At 65.4% G+C, this 16,799-nt stretch carries 16 protein-coding genes; 8 read left to right on the forward strand and 8 right to left on the reverse strand.

The window, feature by feature from the left end; translation table 11 throughout:
- Positions 1–19: 19 nt before the first annotated feature.
- A complete protein-coding gene (locus BRPE64_RS05550) occupies positions 20–856 on the reverse strand; it encodes a haloacid dehalogenase type II (protein ID WP_051180303.1) in 837 nt (278 codons plus the stop codon).
- Between the two features lie 138 nt (positions 857–994).
- Between BRPE64_RS05550 and BRPE64_RS05555 the strand changes: the two genes are divergently transcribed.
- Together BRPE64_RS05555 and BRPE64_RS05560 are read left to right on the forward strand one after the other, a co-directional pair.
- The gene (locus BRPE64_RS05555; RefSeq protein WP_016345061.1) at positions 995–1,900 is read left to right on the forward strand and encodes a LysR family transcriptional regulator; all 906 of its coding nucleotides are present in this window, start codon (positions 995–997) and stop codon (positions 1,898–1,900) included.
- Between the two features lie 146 nt (positions 1,901–2,046).
- Complete coding sequence (locus tag BRPE64_RS05560) at positions 2,047–2,481, forward strand: universal stress protein (protein ID WP_016345062.1); 435 nt, start codon at positions 2,047–2,049, stop codon at positions 2,479–2,481.
- A 145-nt stretch (positions 2,482–2,626) separates the two neighbouring features.
- Here BRPE64_RS05560 and aceA read toward each other — a convergent pair whose 3' ends face one another.
- The 3 genes from aceA to BRPE64_RS05575 all read right to left on the reverse strand — a co-directional run bounded on the left by aceA (position 2,627) and on the right by BRPE64_RS05575 (position 6,730).
- Complete coding sequence (gene aceA, locus BRPE64_RS05565; protein ID WP_016345063.1) at positions 2,627–3,934, reverse strand: isocitrate lyase; 1,308 nt, start codon at positions 3,932–3,934, stop codon at positions 2,627–2,629.
- Positions 3,935–4,357: 423 nt separating this feature from the next.
- Positions 4,358–6,004, reverse strand: a complete 1,647-nt coding sequence (locus tag BRPE64_RS05570; RefSeq protein ID WP_044041279.1) for a DEAD/DEAH box helicase — start codon at positions 6,002–6,004, stop codon at positions 4,358–4,360.
- A gap of 456 nt (positions 6,005–6,460) precedes the next feature.
- On the reverse strand, positions 6,461–6,730 hold the full coding sequence (locus BRPE64_RS05575; protein ID WP_044041280.1) for an acyl-CoA-binding protein: 270 nt from the start codon (positions 6,728–6,730) through the stop codon (positions 6,461–6,463).
- 191 nt (positions 6,731–6,921) lie between these two features.
- On the opposite strand from BRPE64_RS05575, the gene tsaB reads away from it, so the two are divergent.
- From tsaB to BRPE64_RS05595, 4 genes are read left to right on the forward strand one after another with little or no spacing between them, the layout of a single operon-like run.
- Positions 6,922–7,737 (forward strand): tRNA (adenosine(37)-N6)-threonylcarbamoyltransferase complex dimerization subunit type 1 TsaB, encoded by an 816-nt coding sequence (gene tsaB / locus BRPE64_RS05580; protein WP_016345067.1) that lies wholly within the window; start codon positions 6,922–6,924, stop codon positions 7,735–7,737.
- Positions 7,734–8,225 (forward strand): ribosomal protein S18-alanine N-acetyltransferase, encoded by a 492-nt coding sequence (rimI, locus tag BRPE64_RS05585; RefSeq protein ID WP_016345068.1) that lies wholly within the window; start codon positions 7,734–7,736, stop codon positions 8,223–8,225. The genes tsaB and rimI overlap by 4 nt, the downstream gene beginning before the upstream one ends.
- A complete protein-coding gene (locus BRPE64_RS05590; RefSeq protein ID WP_016345069.1) occupies positions 8,215–9,234 on the forward strand; it encodes a uracil-DNA glycosylase in 1,020 nt (339 codons plus the stop codon). The genes rimI and BRPE64_RS05590 overlap by 11 nt, the downstream gene beginning before the upstream one ends.
- Positions 9,234–10,259: a DUF1853 family protein gene (locus BRPE64_RS05595; RefSeq protein ID WP_016345070.1), complete on the forward strand. Its 1,026-nt coding sequence runs from the start codon at positions 9,234–9,236 to the stop codon at positions 10,257–10,259. The genes BRPE64_RS05590 and BRPE64_RS05595 overlap by 1 nt, the downstream gene beginning before the upstream one ends.
- A gap of 14 nt (positions 10,260–10,273) precedes the next feature.
- Here BRPE64_RS05595 and thiD read toward each other — a convergent pair whose 3' ends face one another.
- Genes thiD through lplT form a run of 4 tightly spaced genes read right to left on the reverse strand, consistent with a single transcriptional unit; the run spans position 10,274 to position 13,901 of the window.
- Entirely contained in the window at positions 10,274–11,086 is an 813-nt protein-coding gene (thiD, locus tag BRPE64_RS05600; protein WP_016345071.1) for a bifunctional hydroxymethylpyrimidine kinase/phosphomethylpyrimidine kinase, read from the reverse strand.
- A gap of 7 nt (positions 11,087–11,093) precedes the next feature.
- Entirely contained in the window at positions 11,094–11,741 is a 648-nt protein-coding gene (gene thiE, locus BRPE64_RS05605) for a thiamine phosphate synthase (protein ID WP_016345072.1), read from the reverse strand.
- 2 nt (positions 11,742–11,743) lie between these two features.
- Complete coding sequence (gene thiM / locus BRPE64_RS05610) at positions 11,744–12,559, reverse strand: hydroxyethylthiazole kinase (protein ID WP_016345073.1); 816 nt, start codon at positions 12,557–12,559, stop codon at positions 11,744–11,746.
- A gap of 34 nt (positions 12,560–12,593) precedes the next feature.
- Entirely contained in the window at positions 12,594–13,901 is a 1,308-nt protein-coding gene (gene lplT, locus BRPE64_RS05615; protein WP_044041281.1) for a lysophospholipid transporter LplT, read from the reverse strand.
- Positions 13,902–14,182: 281 nt separating this feature from the next.
- Between lplT and alr the strand changes: the two genes are divergently transcribed.
- Positions 14,183–15,253, forward strand: coding sequence for an alanine racemase (alr, locus tag BRPE64_RS05620; RefSeq protein ID WP_016345075.1), 1,071 nt, complete (start codon positions 14,183–14,185; stop codon positions 15,251–15,253).
- 57 nt (positions 15,254–15,310) lie between these two features.
- Positions 15,311–16,696 carry a DNA repair protein RadA gene (radA, locus tag BRPE64_RS05625; RefSeq protein WP_044041282.1) on the forward strand — a complete coding sequence of 462 codons (1,386 nt, stop codon included), beginning with the start codon at positions 15,311–15,313 and terminating at the stop codon, positions 16,694–16,696.
- Positions 16,697–16,799: the final 103 nt, after the last annotated feature.

Raw genomic sequence — 16,799 nt, forward strand, 5'->3', positions numbered from 1 at the left:
GATTTTTCTCCTTGGTCGGTCAGACGGTTTTGCTAGAGGTTTTGCTGAAGGTTGTGCCAGGGGCTTGGCCAGGGGTTTTGCTTGCCTTGCGGCCGCGCGAAACGACGCCCGCTTGCGCGCCGCCGTTTTCGACGAAAGCGATGAGTTCAGCCATGCCGCGCCCGCTGCCATGCGGCGCGACGCCGAGTTCTTCGAACGGCAGCGCGGCGCGATTGATCCAGAACGTGGTGTAGCCGAACCACGTCGCGCCGGCGATATTCCAGCCGTTGCCCGACACGAACACGATGTCGCGCGCTGCCGCGCCGAACGCGCGCGTGCCGAGTTCGTACGCGGCGCGGGCGGGCTGGTAGGCGCGCACGGCATCGACCGACAGAACGTGATCGAACAGGCCGCTCATGCCCGCGCTTTTCACGGCGATATCGAGCATCGGCGGCGTGCCGTTCGACAGGATCGCGAGCGGCAGGCCGAAGCCGTCGCGCAATGCATGCAGCGCGGGAACGGTGTCGGGGAAGGCGGAGAGGCACGCGTATTCGTCCATCAGCCGCTTGGCGGCGGCGGGGCTCAGCGCATCGGCCAGTTTCAGGCGGGCGGCGGCGTGGCGCAGCGCATCGATCGTGATGTCCCAGAACGGCACGTAATGCGCGCCTGCCGGATCAGCAAGCGTGCGCAACTGCGTGTATTCGATCTGCTTGCGGCGCCAGAGCTTCGAGAGCGCGTCGCCGCGTCCGGGAAACAATTGCTCGGCCGCCGCGACAACCGAGTGGACGTCGAACAGCGTGCCGTAGGCGTCGAAAATGACTGCGCGAGGAGGTCTGGACACTTCGATGGACGATGCGTGTGTCGTTATGGCCGACATAGCCGTGCGCTCCGTTTAGAGGTCGGGATCGATTGTATTCGTGATCAGAGTGATGGAAAAAGCACCGCCGCATCACTTGATCTTTTACTTTTTAATACCTAATCTGTGCACGAACTCCTCGACTGACGACGAACACGCATGGATCGATTCAAGCAGATAGAAACTTTCGCCGCGGTTGCCGCAAAGGGCAGCCTGTCGGCGGCGGCGCAGGCGGAAGGCATCGCGCCGGCGGTGATCGGGCGCAGGCTCGACGCGCTGGAGGAACGCCTCGGCGTCAAGCTGCTCGTGCGCACCACGCGCAGGATCACGCTCACGTTCGAAGGCTCGGCGTTTCTCGAAGACTGTCAGCGCATCATCAACGACATGCAGAACGCCGAGGCGAGCGTGTCGGCGGGCGGCGTGAAGGCGAGCGGGCATTTGCGCGTGTCGGCGCCCGCCGGGTTCGGGCGGCGTCATGTCGCGTCGCTGGTGCCGAGGTTCACCGCGCAGCATCCGGATGTGTCCGTAAGCCTCGATCTGACCGACCGCATGGTCGATCTCGTCAACGAAGGCTTCGATTGCGCGGTGCGGCTGGGCGAATTGCCGGATTCGTCGCTGGTGTCGCTCAAGCTGGGCGAGAACCGGCGCGTGTGCGTCGCGTCGCCCGACTATCTCGCCCGACGCGGCAAGCCCGCCGATCTCGCGTCGCTCGCGCATCACAACTGCCTCGCGCTCGGCGCGTCGGCGAATCAACAGCGCGGCTGGATGTTTCAGCAGGACGGCAAGGTCGTGACGATCAAGGTTGCGGGCACGATGGAATGCTCCGACGGCGCCGTGCTGCACGAGTGGTGTCTGGAAGGGCGCGGCCTTGCGTGGCGTTCGTGGTGGGAAGTCGGCGAGGATATCGGCGCGGGCCGGCTCCTGAGCGTGCTCGATGCATTCGCCGCGCCGCCGATCGGTATTCACGCGGTGTTTCCGCAGCGACGGCATTTGCCGTTGCGCGTGCGATTGTTTCTCGATCTGCTCAAGCATACCTACGACGCTCCGGGATATTGGGGAGACTAGCGGCATCACGGACGATGCGGAGTCCTACGCAAAGGCTTGATCAGGCTCGACCGACGGGACGCCCGCACTTCATCGCACGGAAATTTCCTCCGGTCCGATCCCGTTACTACAATGGAAGCACGCATCCACGTAACGGAGAGGACGCCATGTTCAAGCACATCCTGGTGCCGACCGACGGCTCCGAGCTGTCGCAGAAGGCCATCGACGGCGCGATCGATCTCGCGCAATCCGTTGGCGCGCGCATCACGGCTTACGCGTGCCTGCCGCAATACCCGTATTCGCCGTTCGCCGATGTCGCCGTCGAGCCGCCCGACGACTTCCACGCCCGCGCCGAAAACGAGGCGCGCGAGCATCTGCGCGCGGTCGAACGCGCCGCGCAGAACGCCGGCGTGCCGTGTGCCAGCGTGACGAGCATCGACGCCGCGCCGTATATCGGGATCATCGAAGCGGCGGAGCAGAACGGCTGCGACGTGATCCTGATGGCCTCGCACGGGCGGCGCGGTCTCGGCAGCCTGCTGATCGGCAGCGAGACGCAGCGGGTGCTCACGCACACCAAGATTCCGGTCATCGTGTACCGCTGAAGTCAAACGGAAGCGCGCCACACATTTGCGCGACGCGCTTTCGTTTTGTCCTTTATATGGGCGGCAGCCACAACGCGCTTCTCGCGAAACGCGCCACGGCCGCCGCTTTTACCGCTCTCCCTGATTCAACCTGCCGGGCCTGTGATCAGGCCACTTTCTTGTCGAAGAACTGCTCGTCTTCGGTCGAGCCGTGCAATGCGGTCGTCGACGATTCCTTTTCGACCGTTTGCGTGACTGCGTCGAAATAACCGGTGCCCACTTCGCGCTGATGCTTGACCGCCGTGAAGCCCTTGTCGGCGGCGGCGAACTCGGCCTGCTGCAACTCGACGAACGCGCTCATCTGCGAACGGGCGTAGCCGTGCGCGAGGTTGAACATCGAGTAGTTCAGCGCGTGGAAACCCGCCAGCGTGATGAACTGGAACTTGTAGCCCATTGCGCCGAGTTCGCGCTGGAATTTGGCGATGGTCGCGTCGTCGAGATTCTTCTTCCAGTTGAACGATGGCGAGCAGTTGTACGACAGCATCTTGTCCGGGAACTGCTTGTGGATCGCCTCGGCGAATTTCTTCGCGTATTCGAGATCCGGCTTGCCGGTTTCGCACCACACGAGGTCCGCATAAGGCGCGTAGGCGAGCCCGCGCGACACCGCCTGTTCGAGACCGGCGCGCGTGCGGAAAAAGCCTTCCACGGTGCGCTCGCCGGTGAGGAACGGGCGGTCGTTGTCGTCGATGTCGGAGGTGACGAGATCGGCGGCTTCGGCGTCCGTGCGCGCGATGACGAGCGTCGGCGTGCCGCAGACATCCGCCGCCAGCCGCGCGGCCGTGAGTTTCGCGACGTTCTCGCGCGTCGGCACGAGCACCTTGCCGCCCATGTGACCGCACTTCTTGACCGATGCCAATTGATCCTCGAAGTGCACGCCCGCGGCGCCGGCTTCGATCATCGACTTCATCAATTCGAACGCGTTGAGCACGCCGCCGAAACCCGCTTCGGCGTCGGCCACGATCGGCGCGAAGTAGTCGATGTAGCCTTCATCGCCCGGATTCTTGCCTTCCGACCACTGAATCTGATCGGCACGCGTGAGGGTGTTGTTGATGCGCTTCACGACGAGCGGCACCGAGTTCGCCGGATACAAGGACTGATCCGGATACATTTCGCCTGCGACGTTGGCGTCGCCGGCCACTTGCCAGCCCGACAGATAGATCGCCTTGAGGCCGGCTTTGACCTGTTGCATCGCCTGATTGCCGGTCAGCGCGCCGAGCGCGTTGACGAACGGCTCGTCATGAAGCGATGCCCACAGCCGTTCCGCCCCGCGCCGCGCAAGCGAATGCTCGACCGCCACCGAGCCGCGCAGCCGCACGACGTCGTCGGCCGAATAGCTGCGCTTGACGCCCTTCCAGCGCGGATCGGTTTCCCATTGCTGTTGGAGCTGCTGAGCTTGTTCCTGACGAGAGGTCATGGCGTTTCTCCTGAAGACTGGACTGAATGGCGAATCGTGAATCGCGAATCGTTCTTCGCGATTGAGCGTCGATGCGCGCCGGTTTAGGCTGCGTGCGTTTGCTCAACTCTTATATAAGAGTCTAGGCAAACGAGGCCTGAGCAAACAGCCCTTATCGGGAGATTTATCCATTAATTTTATTGTTTTAATTCAACTGGATAGATTGACAATCCCGGATTGTGGAATGACTTCTTCCATCCTGCAACAGGATCGGTTGTGCCGCGCAGCACATCTTTTGCGACGCAAAAGTTCATTGCGCATCGTGAAATATCAACGATGGACGAAAAAAAACCGATGCGCGATGCATCGGTTTTTCGAAGCGAGTACGAAAGCGGTTCGAAACCGCTTCCGGTCAGGCTTAAGTGCCGGAATTAACTGCCGGGCTTAACTGCCGCGGCGCGGTGCGCGCGGGCCGTCGTTACGGCGTGCGCTGTAACCGTCGCGCTGGCCGAAGCCGCCTTCGCTGCGATTGCCGCCGCGATAGCCGCCTTCGCTGTTGCCACCACTGTTGCCACCACGATAGCCACCTTCGCTATTGCCGCCACGGTAGCCGCCTTCGCGTGCACCGGCGTTCGACTTGTTGCCGTAACCGCCGCCGTTGCCTGCGCCGTAGCCGCGACCGCTGCTGCTGCCGCCGCCGTTGTTACCGCCGAAGCGACGGCCGCCGCTGCCGCCATTGCCCGGACGGCCACGGCCGCCGCCGAAGCCACCCTTGGGCGGCGACTTGCGCGGCTCGAAGCCCACGACGACGTTCACCGGCAGCGGATTACGCACGAAGCGTTCGATACGCTTGAGCGCGCCGATCTCGGCGTAATGCACGAGGCTCACGGCCGTGCCGCTGCGGCCCGCGCGGCCCGTACGGCCGATGCGGTGCACGTAGTCTTCGGCGAACTTCGGCAGGTCGTAGTTGAAGACGTGCGTGATGCCCGGAATATCGATACCGCGCGCGGCGACGTCCGTCGCCACCAGCACGCGCACGCGGCGCTCGCGCAGCGCACGAATCGTGCGATTACGCGCGCCTTGCGGCAGGTCGCCGTGCAGCGCTGCGGATTCGAAGCCCGCGTCGGCGAGACGATTCGCGATCAGATCCGCGTCGCTCTTGGTCGCCGTGAAGACGATCGCCTGATCCAAATCGGCGCCGCGCAGCAGGTGATCGAGCAGGCGATCCTTATGATCGCGGTCATCGACGTAATGCACGGTCTGCGCGATGTTGCCGCCCGCTTCCAGCTTCTGCACGATCTCGATGCGCTCCGGGTCCTTCAGCAGGCGGCCGGTCAGCGACGCGATCTTGCCGTCGATGGTGGCGGAGAACAGCAGCGTCTGGCGCGAGGCGGGCGTGGCGGCGACGATCTTCTCGATGTCGTCGATGAAGCCCATGTCCAGCATGCGGTCGGCTTCGTCGAGCACGAGCATGTTCAGGTTCGACAGATCGATGCGGCCGCGTTCGAGGTGGTCGATCAGACGGCCCGGCGTCGCGACGAGGATTTCCGGGTTCTTGGCGAGCAGCATCAGCTGCTGGCCGTAAGCGACGCCGCCGAGAATGCTGACGGTGCGCAGGCGGCGCAGATGCTTGCCGTACGTGGTCGCGGCGGTGGAAACCTGCATCGCGAGTTCGCGCGTCGGCGTGAGCACCAGCAGGAGCGGGCGCGCAACCGGCTGCGGACGGCGGCCGCGGGCGGCGTTCGCGTCACGCGGCGGGCGCGGCTGCTGCGATTCCAGTTTCTGCAGTTGCGAAAACTTTTCGATGGCGGGCAGCATGAACGCCGCCGTCTTGCCCGAACCGGTCGGGCTGGAGACGAGCAGATCGCGGCCGGAGAGCGCGGCGGGAATCGCACGCTGCTGCACGGGGGTCGGGGATTCGTAGCCCGCGGCGGTCAGCGCGGACACGATGTCGGCACATAGGCCGAGAGATTCGAAAGTGGGGCCGGCGGGCTTGTCGGTTGCCGGGGTTGCCGGTGCGTCGATAGCGGGCGTGATGCCGATTTCTGCTGCGAGGTTTTCCAACGGGCTGGCGGTGAAGCTCGAAGTCATGTCGATCCTTGAAACGGGAAATAAGGCGTCGGCGCCAATCGGCATACCCAAGTCGTTGGATTCAGCGAGCGAAGAAACAGCGAGCAAATCGAAAAACGGGGGTCACTCGCGCGAACGTGCGGCGAGTATTTTTTGTTAGAAGCTGTATCGGATACGGCAGGCCCATTGTTGCGATGGACGCTGACGTCAGCCTGATGCATGACGGGCCGGTAACAATCTGCGCGCAAACCACGGCGCAACGGCCTAGCAGGGGGGGGACAGTTTCTAAACTGGATTGGAGCAAAACGCTACTGAGGGCCTTGCTGTGCGTGGCGTAGCTTGAAAGCTTGCAACTCACGTTCGGGCACCGAGCAGCAAGTATATCGGAATTTGCTGCACCGCGCCACACTTTGACGCGTCACCGCGCCGACTCCGGGCATCGGAGGGCGCGGGGGCTTTTACGCCGGGGAGGCTCGCTCAGGCCGTTTCGCCGCGCTTGAGCGAGTCGACGAGTTCGACGTAGCGCGCTTTGGCGTCGTCGGCGGGTGTGCCCTTGAGCGCTTCCCACGCTTCGTACTTATATTTGCCGGCGATGTCGGTGAAGCCGGGCTTGTCGCCCTGCACGTCGCCGGCGCTGGCCTGCTTGAACAGCGCGTACAGACGCAGCAGGGTGAGGTTGCCCGGGCGCTCCGGTAATTGGGTGACATCGGCCTGGGCCTGCGCGAATTGCTGATCGATCTCGGTCATGCGTGCTCCGTTCTTGTGGATATAGGCGCGGACGATCTTAGCAAGCGCGCGCCGCACGGCGGGTCGAGGCTTTCCTCCAACCGAGGACGGCTTCCAGAGACGTGGCGCTGCGGTATCGATGCGGTATCAATGCCGATTTGCCCGCGTCGATGGCGCGAATCCCGCGCGGGTCCCGCATTACAATACGGGCTATGACACGCACCGTTCTGCTCGCCCTCGACACCTCGACGGAGTTCTGCTCAGTCGCGCTCCTGCTCGCCGATTCCGATTCTGATTCCGCTTCCGGTTCCGCTCTTGCTTCCGCTCCCGCCTCCGGTCAGTCCGCCGCCGCGCCGCATTACGCGAGCGGCGACACGCGCGTCTGGTTCCGCCACGAGGCGACCGGCGCGGTCTCGAGCACGCGGCTCTTGCCCGCCGTGCGCGAACTGTTCGACGAAGCCGGCCTCGCCCTCAACGATTGCGGCGCGATCGCCTTCGGCGCGGGTCCGGGGTCGTTCACCGGTCTGCGCACGGCAACCGGCGTCGCGCAGGGACTCGCGTTCGGCCTGAACGTGCCCGTGGTGCCGGTGAGCACGCTGCTCGCCTGCGCGGAAGCGGCGCGGCTTCGCGATCCGGCATTGCCGCCGCGCGTGCTTGCGGCGCTCGACGCGCGCATGGACGAGGTCTACTGGGCCGACTACGAATTCGACGCCGCCGCGGGCGACTGGCGCACGCTGCACCCCGCATCGCTCGATGCGCCGCACGCGCTGCCGTTGCCCGATGCACCATTCGCGCTCGTGGGCAACGCCGCGGCCGCGTTCGCGGATCGTCTGCCGGCGCTGGCCGCCGCCGCGCGTGTCGATCGCGAGGCGCTGCCGCATGCGTTGCCGGTCGCGCTGATCGGTCTGCGAGCATGGCGTGCCGGGCGCACGGTCGCACCGGAGCACGCGGCACCCGATTACGTGCGCGACAAGGTCGCCCAGACCACGGCGGAGCGCATGCAGGCACGCGAGGAGGCGCTGCGGTGAGCGGCGTGCTGTTGGCGGACCGGTATCTGACGTCGATGACCGAAGCCGATCTCGACGAAGTCGCCATCGTCGAAAAACTCGCCTACGAATTTCCCTGGAGCCGCGGCAATTTTCAGGATTCGCTGCGCAACGGCTATTACGGCGTCTGCCTGCGGCACGTGACCGGCACGTTGATCGGCTATTGCGTGCTGATGCCCGTCGTCGACGAAATGCATCTGCTCAATCTGTGTGTCGCGCCGTCCGCGCAGCGCGCCGGTGCCGGTCTTACGCTGCTGCGCGAAGCCGTGCGTCTGACGCGCGCCGAAAAGCTTGACGGCGTGTTGCTCGAAGTGCGGCCGTCCAATCCGCGCGCGATTCAGCTTTACGAGCGCTTCGGCTTCGTCGCCATTGGGCGTCGCAAGAACTATTACCCCGCGCGGCATCGTACGCGCGAGGACGCAATCGTCATGCGTCTGTCGTTTTCGAAGGAGAGTGCGCATGGCGCTTGATGAATCGCTGCTCGAAGAACTGGGAATCGGGCCGATGTGGGTGCGGCGGCAGGCAACGTCCGCGATGCGGCCGGACGTGGCGGTAGTCGAAGCGTCGGCGGACGAGGCGCCGCTGGTTGACGCGCCGGCTTCGCGGAACGCGGTTGAAGCGGTGGAAACGCCTCGCGCGCCTGCGGTCGCGGCGCGAGACGCATCGCCCGATTTCGATGCGCCGGCGCCGGCTAAAGCGGCCGAAGCGAGGAAAGCAGTGGAAGCGATGGAAACGCCCCGCGAGCCCGCCGTCACCGCGCGCGACGCATCGCCCGATTCCGACGCGCCCCCGCTGGACGCCTACGACGATCTCCCCTGGACCGACGACGCGCCCATCCACGCCGAACCCGTCGTCGCCGACGCGCCGGACGACATCCATACGCTCGACTGGGACGCGCTCGCCGGGCGCGTCGCCAACTGTCAGCGCTGCCGTCTGTGCGAGCGGCGCACGAATACGGTCTTCGGCGTCGGCGACCGCGAGGCCGACTGGATGCTCATCGGCGAGGCGCCGGGCGAGAACGAGGACAAGCAGGGCGAGCCGTTCGTGGGCCAGGCGGGCAAGCTGCTCGACAACATGCTGCGCGCGCTCACGCTGTCGCGGGAATCGAACGTCTATATCGCGAATGTGATCAAGTGTCGGCCGCCGGGCAACCGCAATCCCGAACTCGATGAGGTCGCGCGCTGCGAGCCTTATTTGCAGCGGCAGGTCGAACTCGTGAAGCCGAAAGTGATCGTCGCGATGGGCCGCTTCGCCGCGCAAAGTCTGCTGAAGAACGAAGCCAGCATCGCGTCGATGCGCGGCCGCGTGCACGCGTATCGTGGCGTGCCGGTGATCGTCACGTATCACCCGGCGTATCTGCTGCGCAGCCTGCCCGACAAGGCGAAGGCCTGGGCCGATCTCAGCCTCGCGCGCACCACTTACCGCGACGCGCTCGCGGCCCTCGGCGTCGAGCAGGGAGCGGAGCCGGGCGGCCACTGATGAGCGCCCGGGCGAACGAGCTCGCGCGTCTCGTCGATCGTTTCGGCGATGTCACCGTCCGCGATCTCGCCTGGCTCCTGTTCGCCTCCGATCTGCTGCGCGAAGGCAACGACGGCGTCGCGCTGGCGCGTCCTTGTGCGACGCCAGCGGAGCGCGACGCGACGCTCGCCTGGCTGGCATCGCTCGATGCCGCGCCGCAAGCGTTGCACGATCACGCGCGCGATCCCAAATTCACGCGTCTGGGCATCTATGCCGAAAGCCTGCTTCGATACTTCCTGGCGCACGGACCGGCGGCGCGCCTGATCGCAGCAAACGTGCCGCTGCGGCGTCAGCGGCGCACCATCGGCGAATGCGATTTTCTGCTGGAAACGCAGAGCGGCGTCCGGTTGCATTGGGAACTGGCGGTGAAGTTCTATCTGCATATCGGCGGCGACGATGAGTTGGGCACGTCACACAGCTCACGTGAGGCGCGTCTCGCGGACTATGTCGGCCCGAACCTTCAGGACCGCTTCGATCTGAAGCACGCGCGGCTCATCACGCATCAACTCGCGTTGACCTCGCGCGCGGAGTTCGCCGCGCTCGGTTTCGAAGGGCCGTGGCAGGCGCAGTTGTACATCAAGGGCAGGCTCTTCTATCACGGTCTAAAGGGCGATGGCGTCGTGCCCGCGCCGCAAATCGGCGACGATCATTTGCGCGGATGGTGGCTGACGGCGTCCGAATGGCGCGCGGCGCGCTGCGATGCCGCGAACGGCGCGCGCGCATGGGTCGTGCAGCCGCGCATGGCGTGGCTCGCGTCGCGCCGGCTCGATGCGGCGGAGGCGCAAGCTCTCGTCGCGGAATCGGCGGGGATCGGAGCGCGTCTCGAAGCGGCCGCCGCCCCGACGATGATCGCCGCCTACGTGCGCGACGAGGCGGGCGGTTGGGTCGAGGAATCGCGCGGTTTCATCGTGCCGGACGACTGGCCCGAGCGGGCGCGCGCGTTCGCGGCGTCGGCGGCAATCTCGGCGTCCGCCCCAACGGTCTGATCAACCCGCGCCGCTCACCACCAACGATAGAAGTGATGCACCGGCCCGACGCCATGGCCGACATCGAGTTGCACGCTCGCCTCGATCGCGCCGGTCAGATAGCGCTTCGCCTCCGCGGTGGCGGACGCGAGATCGCCGGTTTGCGGAATCAGCGCCGCAATCGCCGACGACAGCGTGCAGCCCGTGCCGTGCGTGTTGCTGACCGGCACGCGCGCGCCGCCGAGCCGGAGCGCGCCGCCCGCCTCGATGAGCCAGTCGGGACTGTCGGCCGAGTCGAGATGACCGCCTTTCATCAGCACGGCCTGTGCGCCGAGCGCGCGTAACGCCTCGCCCTGGCGCACCATCGCGTCTTCGTCCGTGGCGGGTTCGCTACCGAGCAGCGCCGCCGCTTCGGGGAGATTCGGCGTGACGAGCGTCGCGAGCGGAAGCAATTCGTCGCGCAGCGCGGCCACCGCCTCGGGCGCGAGCAGCGCGTGAAGGCTCTTCGAAATCATCACGGTGTCGAGCACGACATGCTTCGGCCGATGGCGCCGCAACGCATCGGCGACGGCGCGCACGATGCCCGCGTTCGCCAGCATGCCGATCTTCACCGCGTCGATGCGGATGTCGTCGAACACGGCGTCGAGCTGCGCCGTGATGAACGACGGCTCCGGCGCATGGACCGCCGTCACGCCGCGCGTGTTCTGCGCGGTGAGCGCCGTAATCACGCTCGCGCCGTACGCGCCGAGCGCGGAAAAGGCCTTCAGATCGGCCTGGATGCCCGCGCCGCCGCCCGAGTCGGAACCGGCGATCGTGAGCACATTGGGAATGAATTTCGTGGCGGCCATGGAAGTATCAGATTTGAGCGTGCGCGATCGTGGCGCGCAGGGCCGCGGCGGCATCGCGCGGGTTCGCCGCCTTGCAGATCGCCGACACGACGGCGAGTCCGGCGGGCTTCGCGCGCATCACGTCGGCGGCATTGTGCGCCTGGATTCCGCCAATCGCGACGGTCGGTAGATGCGCGGCGGCGACTATCGTAGCGAGCCCGTCGATGCCGCACGGCGCCGACGCGTCGGTTTTGGTCGGCGTCGCGTAGACCGGACCCGCGCCGAGATAATCGACGATGCCCGCGAGCCTGGCGGCGTCCTCGGTCTCGGCGAGATTCGACACCGAGAGCCCGATCAGCGCATCCGGCCCGAGCAGGCGACGCGCGGCATCGGCGGGCAGATCGCGCTGGCCGATGTGCACGCCGTCGGCGCCAACGGCGAGCGCGACATCGACATGATCGTTGATGACGAACGGCACGCCGTGCGCACGCGTGATCGGAAGAAGCGCGCGCGAAAGCTCGAACCACGCGCGCTTGTGCCATTCGGGCGCGCGCAGTTGCACGAGCGTCACGCCGCCTTCCAGCGCCGCGCGCGCGACGGTGAGCGCGGCGTCATGACCGCCGCACTGCACGGGATCGAGCACGAGATAAAGCGAAAGATCGAACGAGGCGCGCATGGTCAGCCGGACACGACATCGCGCTGCACGAGCGTCTTGTCGAACGTAGCGCGATCGAGCGAGGCGAGGCGGTCGAGATAGGCGACGGCGAAGCTGCCGGGCAGGGCGGCGTCGCGCGCGGCAAGCTCGCCCGCGATGGTCGAATACGCGATGGCCGCGACGGTCGCGTCGCGGAACTCGTCGCGCCCCGATGCCGTGCCGACGAACGCCGCAACGGTTGCAGACAGCGCGCAGCCGACGCCCGTCACGCGCGTCATCAAGGGCGTTCCGTTGGACAGCGCGATGACGGCTTTGCCATCGGTGACGTAATCGGTTGCGCCCGTCACCGCGACCACGGCCTGCGTCTTGAGCGCGAGAACCTGAGCGGCATCGAGCGCGGCGTCGGTGGCGGCGGTGCTGTCGACCCCGCGCGCGCTCGCTGCGCCCCCCGACAAGCTGATGATCTCCGACGCGTTGCCGCGGATCACCGCCGGCTTGAAGTCGAGCAGATCGAACGCGAATTCGGTGCGGAACGCGAGCGGCCCGACCGCGACCGGATCGAGCACCCACGGTTTGCCGGCGCCGTTGGCGGCCTCGACTGCGGCGCGGATGGCGCGCGTCTGCGGCACATCGAGCGTGCCGAGGTTGACGGACAGCGCGCTTGCGATCGGCGCGAATTCGTCGACTTCCTCGCGCGCGACGACCATCGCCGGCGCGGCGCCGAGCGCGAGCAACACGTTCGCGGTGAAGTTAGTGACGACGAGATTGGTCAGACAATGCACGAGCGGCGCACGCTCGCGCACGCGGGTGACGAACGAAAAGAGATCGACGGCGGGCATGATGAATATCGATTGAAACGAAACGCGCGGCGGATCAATGCCGCGCTTCGCCGATCAGCGCGACGGAATCGAACGCGCGCTGATTGGCCTGATGCCGCCGCATCACGAAGTACATCATCAGGCAGACGAACGAGCCGAACAGCACGATGACGAACTGGATCGGCACGTCGAGCCATACGAGCACGGCGTAGAGGCACAGCATGACGAGCACCGATAGGTTCTCGTTGAAGTTTTGCACGGCGATGGAATGCCCGGCGGACAGCAACACGTGGCCGCGGTGCTGGAGCAGCGCGTTCATCGGCACGACGAAGAAGCCCGACAGGCCGCCGACGATCATCAGGAACACATAGGCGATCAGCAGATAGCCGGGAAAGTGCATCTTGCCGAAATAGATGCCCCAGTGCGCGGGAAAGAGATGGCGGGTGTAGAACGCCATCAGCATCACGGCGATGCCCATCAGAATGCCCACCGGCAACACGCTCAGCGAACGCTTGAGCGGCACGCGCGCCGCCGCGAGCACTGCGCCCGCCGCCACGCCGACCGCGATCACCGCCTGCAAAATGGCCGCTTGCGAGAGCGTCATGCCGAGCGACACTTCGGCCCACTTCAGCACGATGAATTGCAGCGTTGCACCCGCGCCCCAGAAGAGCGTCGTGACGGCAAGCGAGATCTGCCCGAGCTTGTCGCGCCAGAGCGTGAGGAAGCAGTCGGCGAAATCGGTGATGAGCTTGACCGGACGCGTTTCCTGTTTCGGATAGCGTGCGCCGGTGTCGGGAATGCGCAGGTTGAATATCGCGGCGACCACGTACATCAACATGATGACGAGCATCGCGGCTTCCGCGGGCGTGCTGATGCGCGGAATATGCAGCGCCAACAGATGACTCGCGATATGCGGGCTGATGAGCGCGCCGCCCATCACGGTGCCGAGAATGATCGATCCGACCGTGGTGCCTTCGATCCAGCCGTTCGCCGCGACCAGCCGGTCGGCGGGCAAAAGTTCGGTGAGAATGCCGTATTTCGCCGGCGAATAAGCGGCCGCGCCGAAGCCGACGATCCCGTAAGCGAGCAGCGGATGCGCGCCGAACAGCATGGTCACGCAGCCGACCACCTTGATGGAATTGGTCACGAACATGACGTGACCCTTCGGCCGGGAGTCCGCGAAGGCCCCGACGAACGCCGCGAGAATCACATAGGAAAGGACGAAGAACAGCTTGAGCAGCGGCGTCATCCAGTTCGGGGCGTGAAGATCTTTGAGCAGTGCAATGGCAGCGATCAGGAGAGCGTTATCGGCCAGCGACGAGAAAAACTGCGCGGCCATGATGGTGTAAAAACCTTTTTTCATCTGATCCGAAGCTTTCCTCACTGCGGGTGATCCGCCCCGGGCACTCGTGGTGCACTCGGGCTTATGCCTTTCGAAATGGGTTGTGCGCACGGCTTTATAACACGAAAATAGGCATATTCTGACTAGCAGTAATCTCGATGACGTACGAAATAGCACGCTCGTCAAAGTGATTCCTCATAAGATACTGATTCACAAGGCGTCCTGTTCGCCGCAGCACGACGCGTCCCGCTGTCGTATGCTGGCCGTTCCGAACGCTTTTACTGCAATTCCACCACACGCTCATGCCGCGCCCCCTCTCTGCAACGATCCACACCGCCGCGCTCGCCAATAACCTAGCCATTGCGCGAAAGCACGCGCCGAAATCCAAGATCTGGGCCGTCGTCAAGGCCAATGCGTATGGCCACGGTTTGGCCCGCGCGTTCCCCGGATTGCGCGCAACGGACGGCTTTGGCCTTCTCGACCTCGAAGAAGCCGTGAAGTTGCGTGAGTTGGGCTGGGCCGGGCCAATTCTTCTGCTCGAAGGCTTTTTTCGCCCGACCGATATCGATGTCATTGACCGCTACAGCCTGACCACGGCCGTACACTGCGACGAGCAGTTGCGCATGCTGGAAATGGCGCGTCTGTCGAAGCCGGTGAACATCCAGCTGAAGATGAACAGCGGCATGAACCGGCTCGGCTACACGCCGGAGCGTTATCGCGCCGCATGGGAGCGGGCGCGTGCGGTGCAGGGCGTCGGCCAGATCACGCTCATGACCCATTTTTCCGACGCCGACGGACCGCGCGGCATTGCGCATCAACTGGAGGCGTTCGAGCGCGGCGCGGAGGGCATTTCGGGCGCGCGCAGCCTGGCGAACTCGGCGGCGGTGCTGTGGCATCCCGATTCCCACGTCGACTGGGTGCGCCCGGGCATCATGCTGTACGGCGCGTCGCCGTCCGGTGTGACCGCCGATATCGCCGATATCGGTCTCAAACCCGCCATGACGCTGCATTCCGAACTGATTGCCGTGCAGACGGTTCCGGCCGGGCACAGCATCGGCTACGGTTCGACCTTCACGGCGGGCAAGCCGATGCGCATCGGCGTGGTCGCGTGCGGCTACGCGGACGGCTATCCGCGCGTGGCGCCGGAAGGCACGCCCGTAATCGTCGATGGCGTGCGCACCAAGCTCGTCGGCCGCGTGTCGATGGACATGCTCACCGTCGACCTGACGCCGTGCCCGGGCGCGGGCATCGGTTCGCGCGTCGAGCTGTGGGGCACGCATCTGCCGATCGACGACGTGGCAAGTTCCGCAGGCACGATCGGCTATGAGCTGATGTGCGCAATTGCGCAGCGCGTGCCGGTGCGCGCCGAGTAACGCGGTACGCTTCGCGCGCCAAGAACGAATTTAAATCAAGGCTATTCAAGGTAATACGTGGCAAAAGCAGCGAAGGCAAAAACGCTTTACACCTGTAGCGAATGCGGCGGACAGGCGCCGAAATGGACCGGCCAGTGCGCCGCGTGCGGGGCCTGGAACACCTTGCTGGAAACGGTCGAGCAGGCGCCTTCGGCGCATCGCTTCCAGGCGCTCGCCAAGAGTTCGCCGGTGCGGCGGCTCGCTGAAATCGAAGCGTCGGACGTGCCGCGCTTCACCACCGGCGTCGGCGAATTCGATCGCGTGCTGGGCGGCGGGCTGGTGCCGGGCGGCGTCGTGCTGATCGGCGGCGATCCGGGCATCGGCAAATCCACGCTGCTGCTGCAATCGCTCGCGGAAATCGCGCGCGAGCGGCCCGCGCTCTATGTGAGCGGCGAGGAATCCGGCGCGCAGATCGCGTTGCGCGCGCAGCGGCTCGGACTCATCGGCGAGCCGGGCGCGGTGGGCGATCTGGCGCTGCTCGCCGAGATCCAGCTCGAGAAAATCCAGGCGACTATCGACGAGCACCGGCCCGAAGTCGCCGTGATCGACTCCATCCAGACCATCTACTCCGAAGCGCTGACCTCCGCGCCTGGCTCGGTTGCGCAGGTGCGCGAGTGCGCGGCGCAACTGACGCGCATCGCCAAGCAGACGGGCACGGCCATCATCATGGTCGGCCACGTGACGAAGGAGGGCAGTCTCGCGGGCCCGCGCGTGCTGGAACATATCGTCGATACCGTGCTGTACTTCGAAGGCGACACCCATTCGTCGTTCCGGCTCGTGCGCGCGTTCAAGAACCGCTTCGGCGCGGTCAACGAACTCGGCGTGTTCGCGATGACGGAGAAGGGCCTGCGCGGCGTGGCCAATCCGTCGGCGCTCTTTTTGTCGCAGCACGAGCAAAGCGTCGCGGGATCGTGCGTGCTCGTGACACAGGAAGGATCGCGTCCGCTGCTGGTCGAAGTGCAGGCGCTCGTCGATACCGCGCATGTGCCCAATCCGCGCCGGCTCGCGGTTGGTCTCGAACAGAACCGGCTCGCGCTTTTGCTCGCCGTGCTGCACCGGCACGCGGGCATTGCGTGTTTCGATCAGGACGTGTTTCTGAACGCGGTGGGCGGCGTCAAGATCACCGAGCCTGCCGCCGATCTCGCGGTTCTGCTCGCGATCCATTCCTCGCTGCGCAACAAGCCGCTGCCCAAGGGCCTCATTACGTTCGGGGAAGTGGGCCTCGCGGGCGAGATCCGGCCGTCGCCGCGCGGACAGGATCGTCTGAAGGAAGCCGCGAAGCTCGGTTTCTCGGTTGCGCTGATTCCGAAGGCCAATGCGCCGAAGCAGGGTATCGACGGGTTGAAGGTGATCGCGGTGGACCGCATCGAAGAAGCGATCGATCGGGTCCGCGATCTCGAATGATGGCGGACGATGTGTACGGCGCGCGATGTGATCGGGCCCTTCGTAACGCGTCGTAAGAATCGCGTCGCGTCGTGTAACCCAAGCGACGCGCGGTTTTCATATC

The organism is Caballeronia insecticola (genome assembly GCF_000402035.1).
Lineage (GTDB): Bacteria > Pseudomonadota > Gammaproteobacteria > Burkholderiales > Burkholderiaceae > Caballeronia > Caballeronia insecticola.

Excerpts from the sequence above, each read along its gene's own strand:
- BRPE64_RS05550 (WP_051180303.1), bottom strand. The coding sequence starts at position 856 with ATGTCGGCCATAACGACACACGCATCGTCCATCGAAGTGTCCAGACCT.
- BRPE64_RS05555 (WP_016345061.1), top strand. The coding sequence starts at position 995 with ATGGATCGATTCAAGCAGATAGAAACTTTCGCCGCGGTTGCCGCAAAG.
- BRPE64_RS05560 (WP_016345062.1), top strand. The coding sequence starts at position 2,047 with ATGTTCAAGCACATCCTGGTGCCGACCGACGGCTCCGAGCTGTCGCAG.
- aceA (WP_016345063.1), bottom strand. The coding sequence starts at position 3,934 with ATGACCTCTCGTCAGGAACAAGCTCAGCAGCTCCAACAGCAATGGGAA.
- BRPE64_RS05570 (WP_044041279.1), bottom strand. The coding sequence starts at position 6,004 with ATGACTTCGAGCTTCACCGCCAGCCCGTTGGAAAACCTCGCAGCAGAA.
- BRPE64_RS05575 (WP_044041280.1), bottom strand. The coding sequence starts at position 6,730 with ATGACCGAGATCGATCAGCAATTCGCGCAGGCCCAGGCCGATGTCACC.
- tsaB (WP_016345067.1), top strand. The coding sequence starts at position 6,922 with ATGACACGCACCGTTCTGCTCGCCCTCGACACCTCGACGGAGTTCTGC.
- BRPE64_RS05590 (WP_016345069.1), top strand. The coding sequence starts at position 8,215 with ATGGCGCTTGATGAATCGCTGCTCGAAGAACTGGGAATCGGGCCGATG.
- BRPE64_RS05595 (WP_016345070.1), top strand. The coding sequence starts at position 9,234 with ATGAGCGCCCGGGCGAACGAGCTCGCGCGTCTCGTCGATCGTTTCGGC.
- thiD (WP_016345071.1), bottom strand. The coding sequence starts at position 11,086 with ATGGCCGCCACGAAATTCATTCCCAATGTGCTCACGATCGCCGGTTCC.
- thiE (WP_016345072.1), bottom strand. The coding sequence starts at position 11,741 with ATGCGCGCCTCGTTCGATCTTTCGCTTTATCTCGTGCTCGATCCCGTG.
- thiM (WP_016345073.1), bottom strand. The coding sequence starts at position 12,559 with ATGCCCGCCGTCGATCTCTTTTCGTTCGTCACCCGCGTGCGCGAGCGT.
- lplT (WP_044041281.1), bottom strand. The coding sequence starts at position 13,901 with ATGAAAAAAGGTTTTTACACCATCATGGCCGCGCAGTTTTTCTCGTCG.
- alr (WP_016345075.1), top strand. The coding sequence starts at position 14,183 with ATGCCGCGCCCCCTCTCTGCAACGATCCACACCGCCGCGCTCGCCAAT.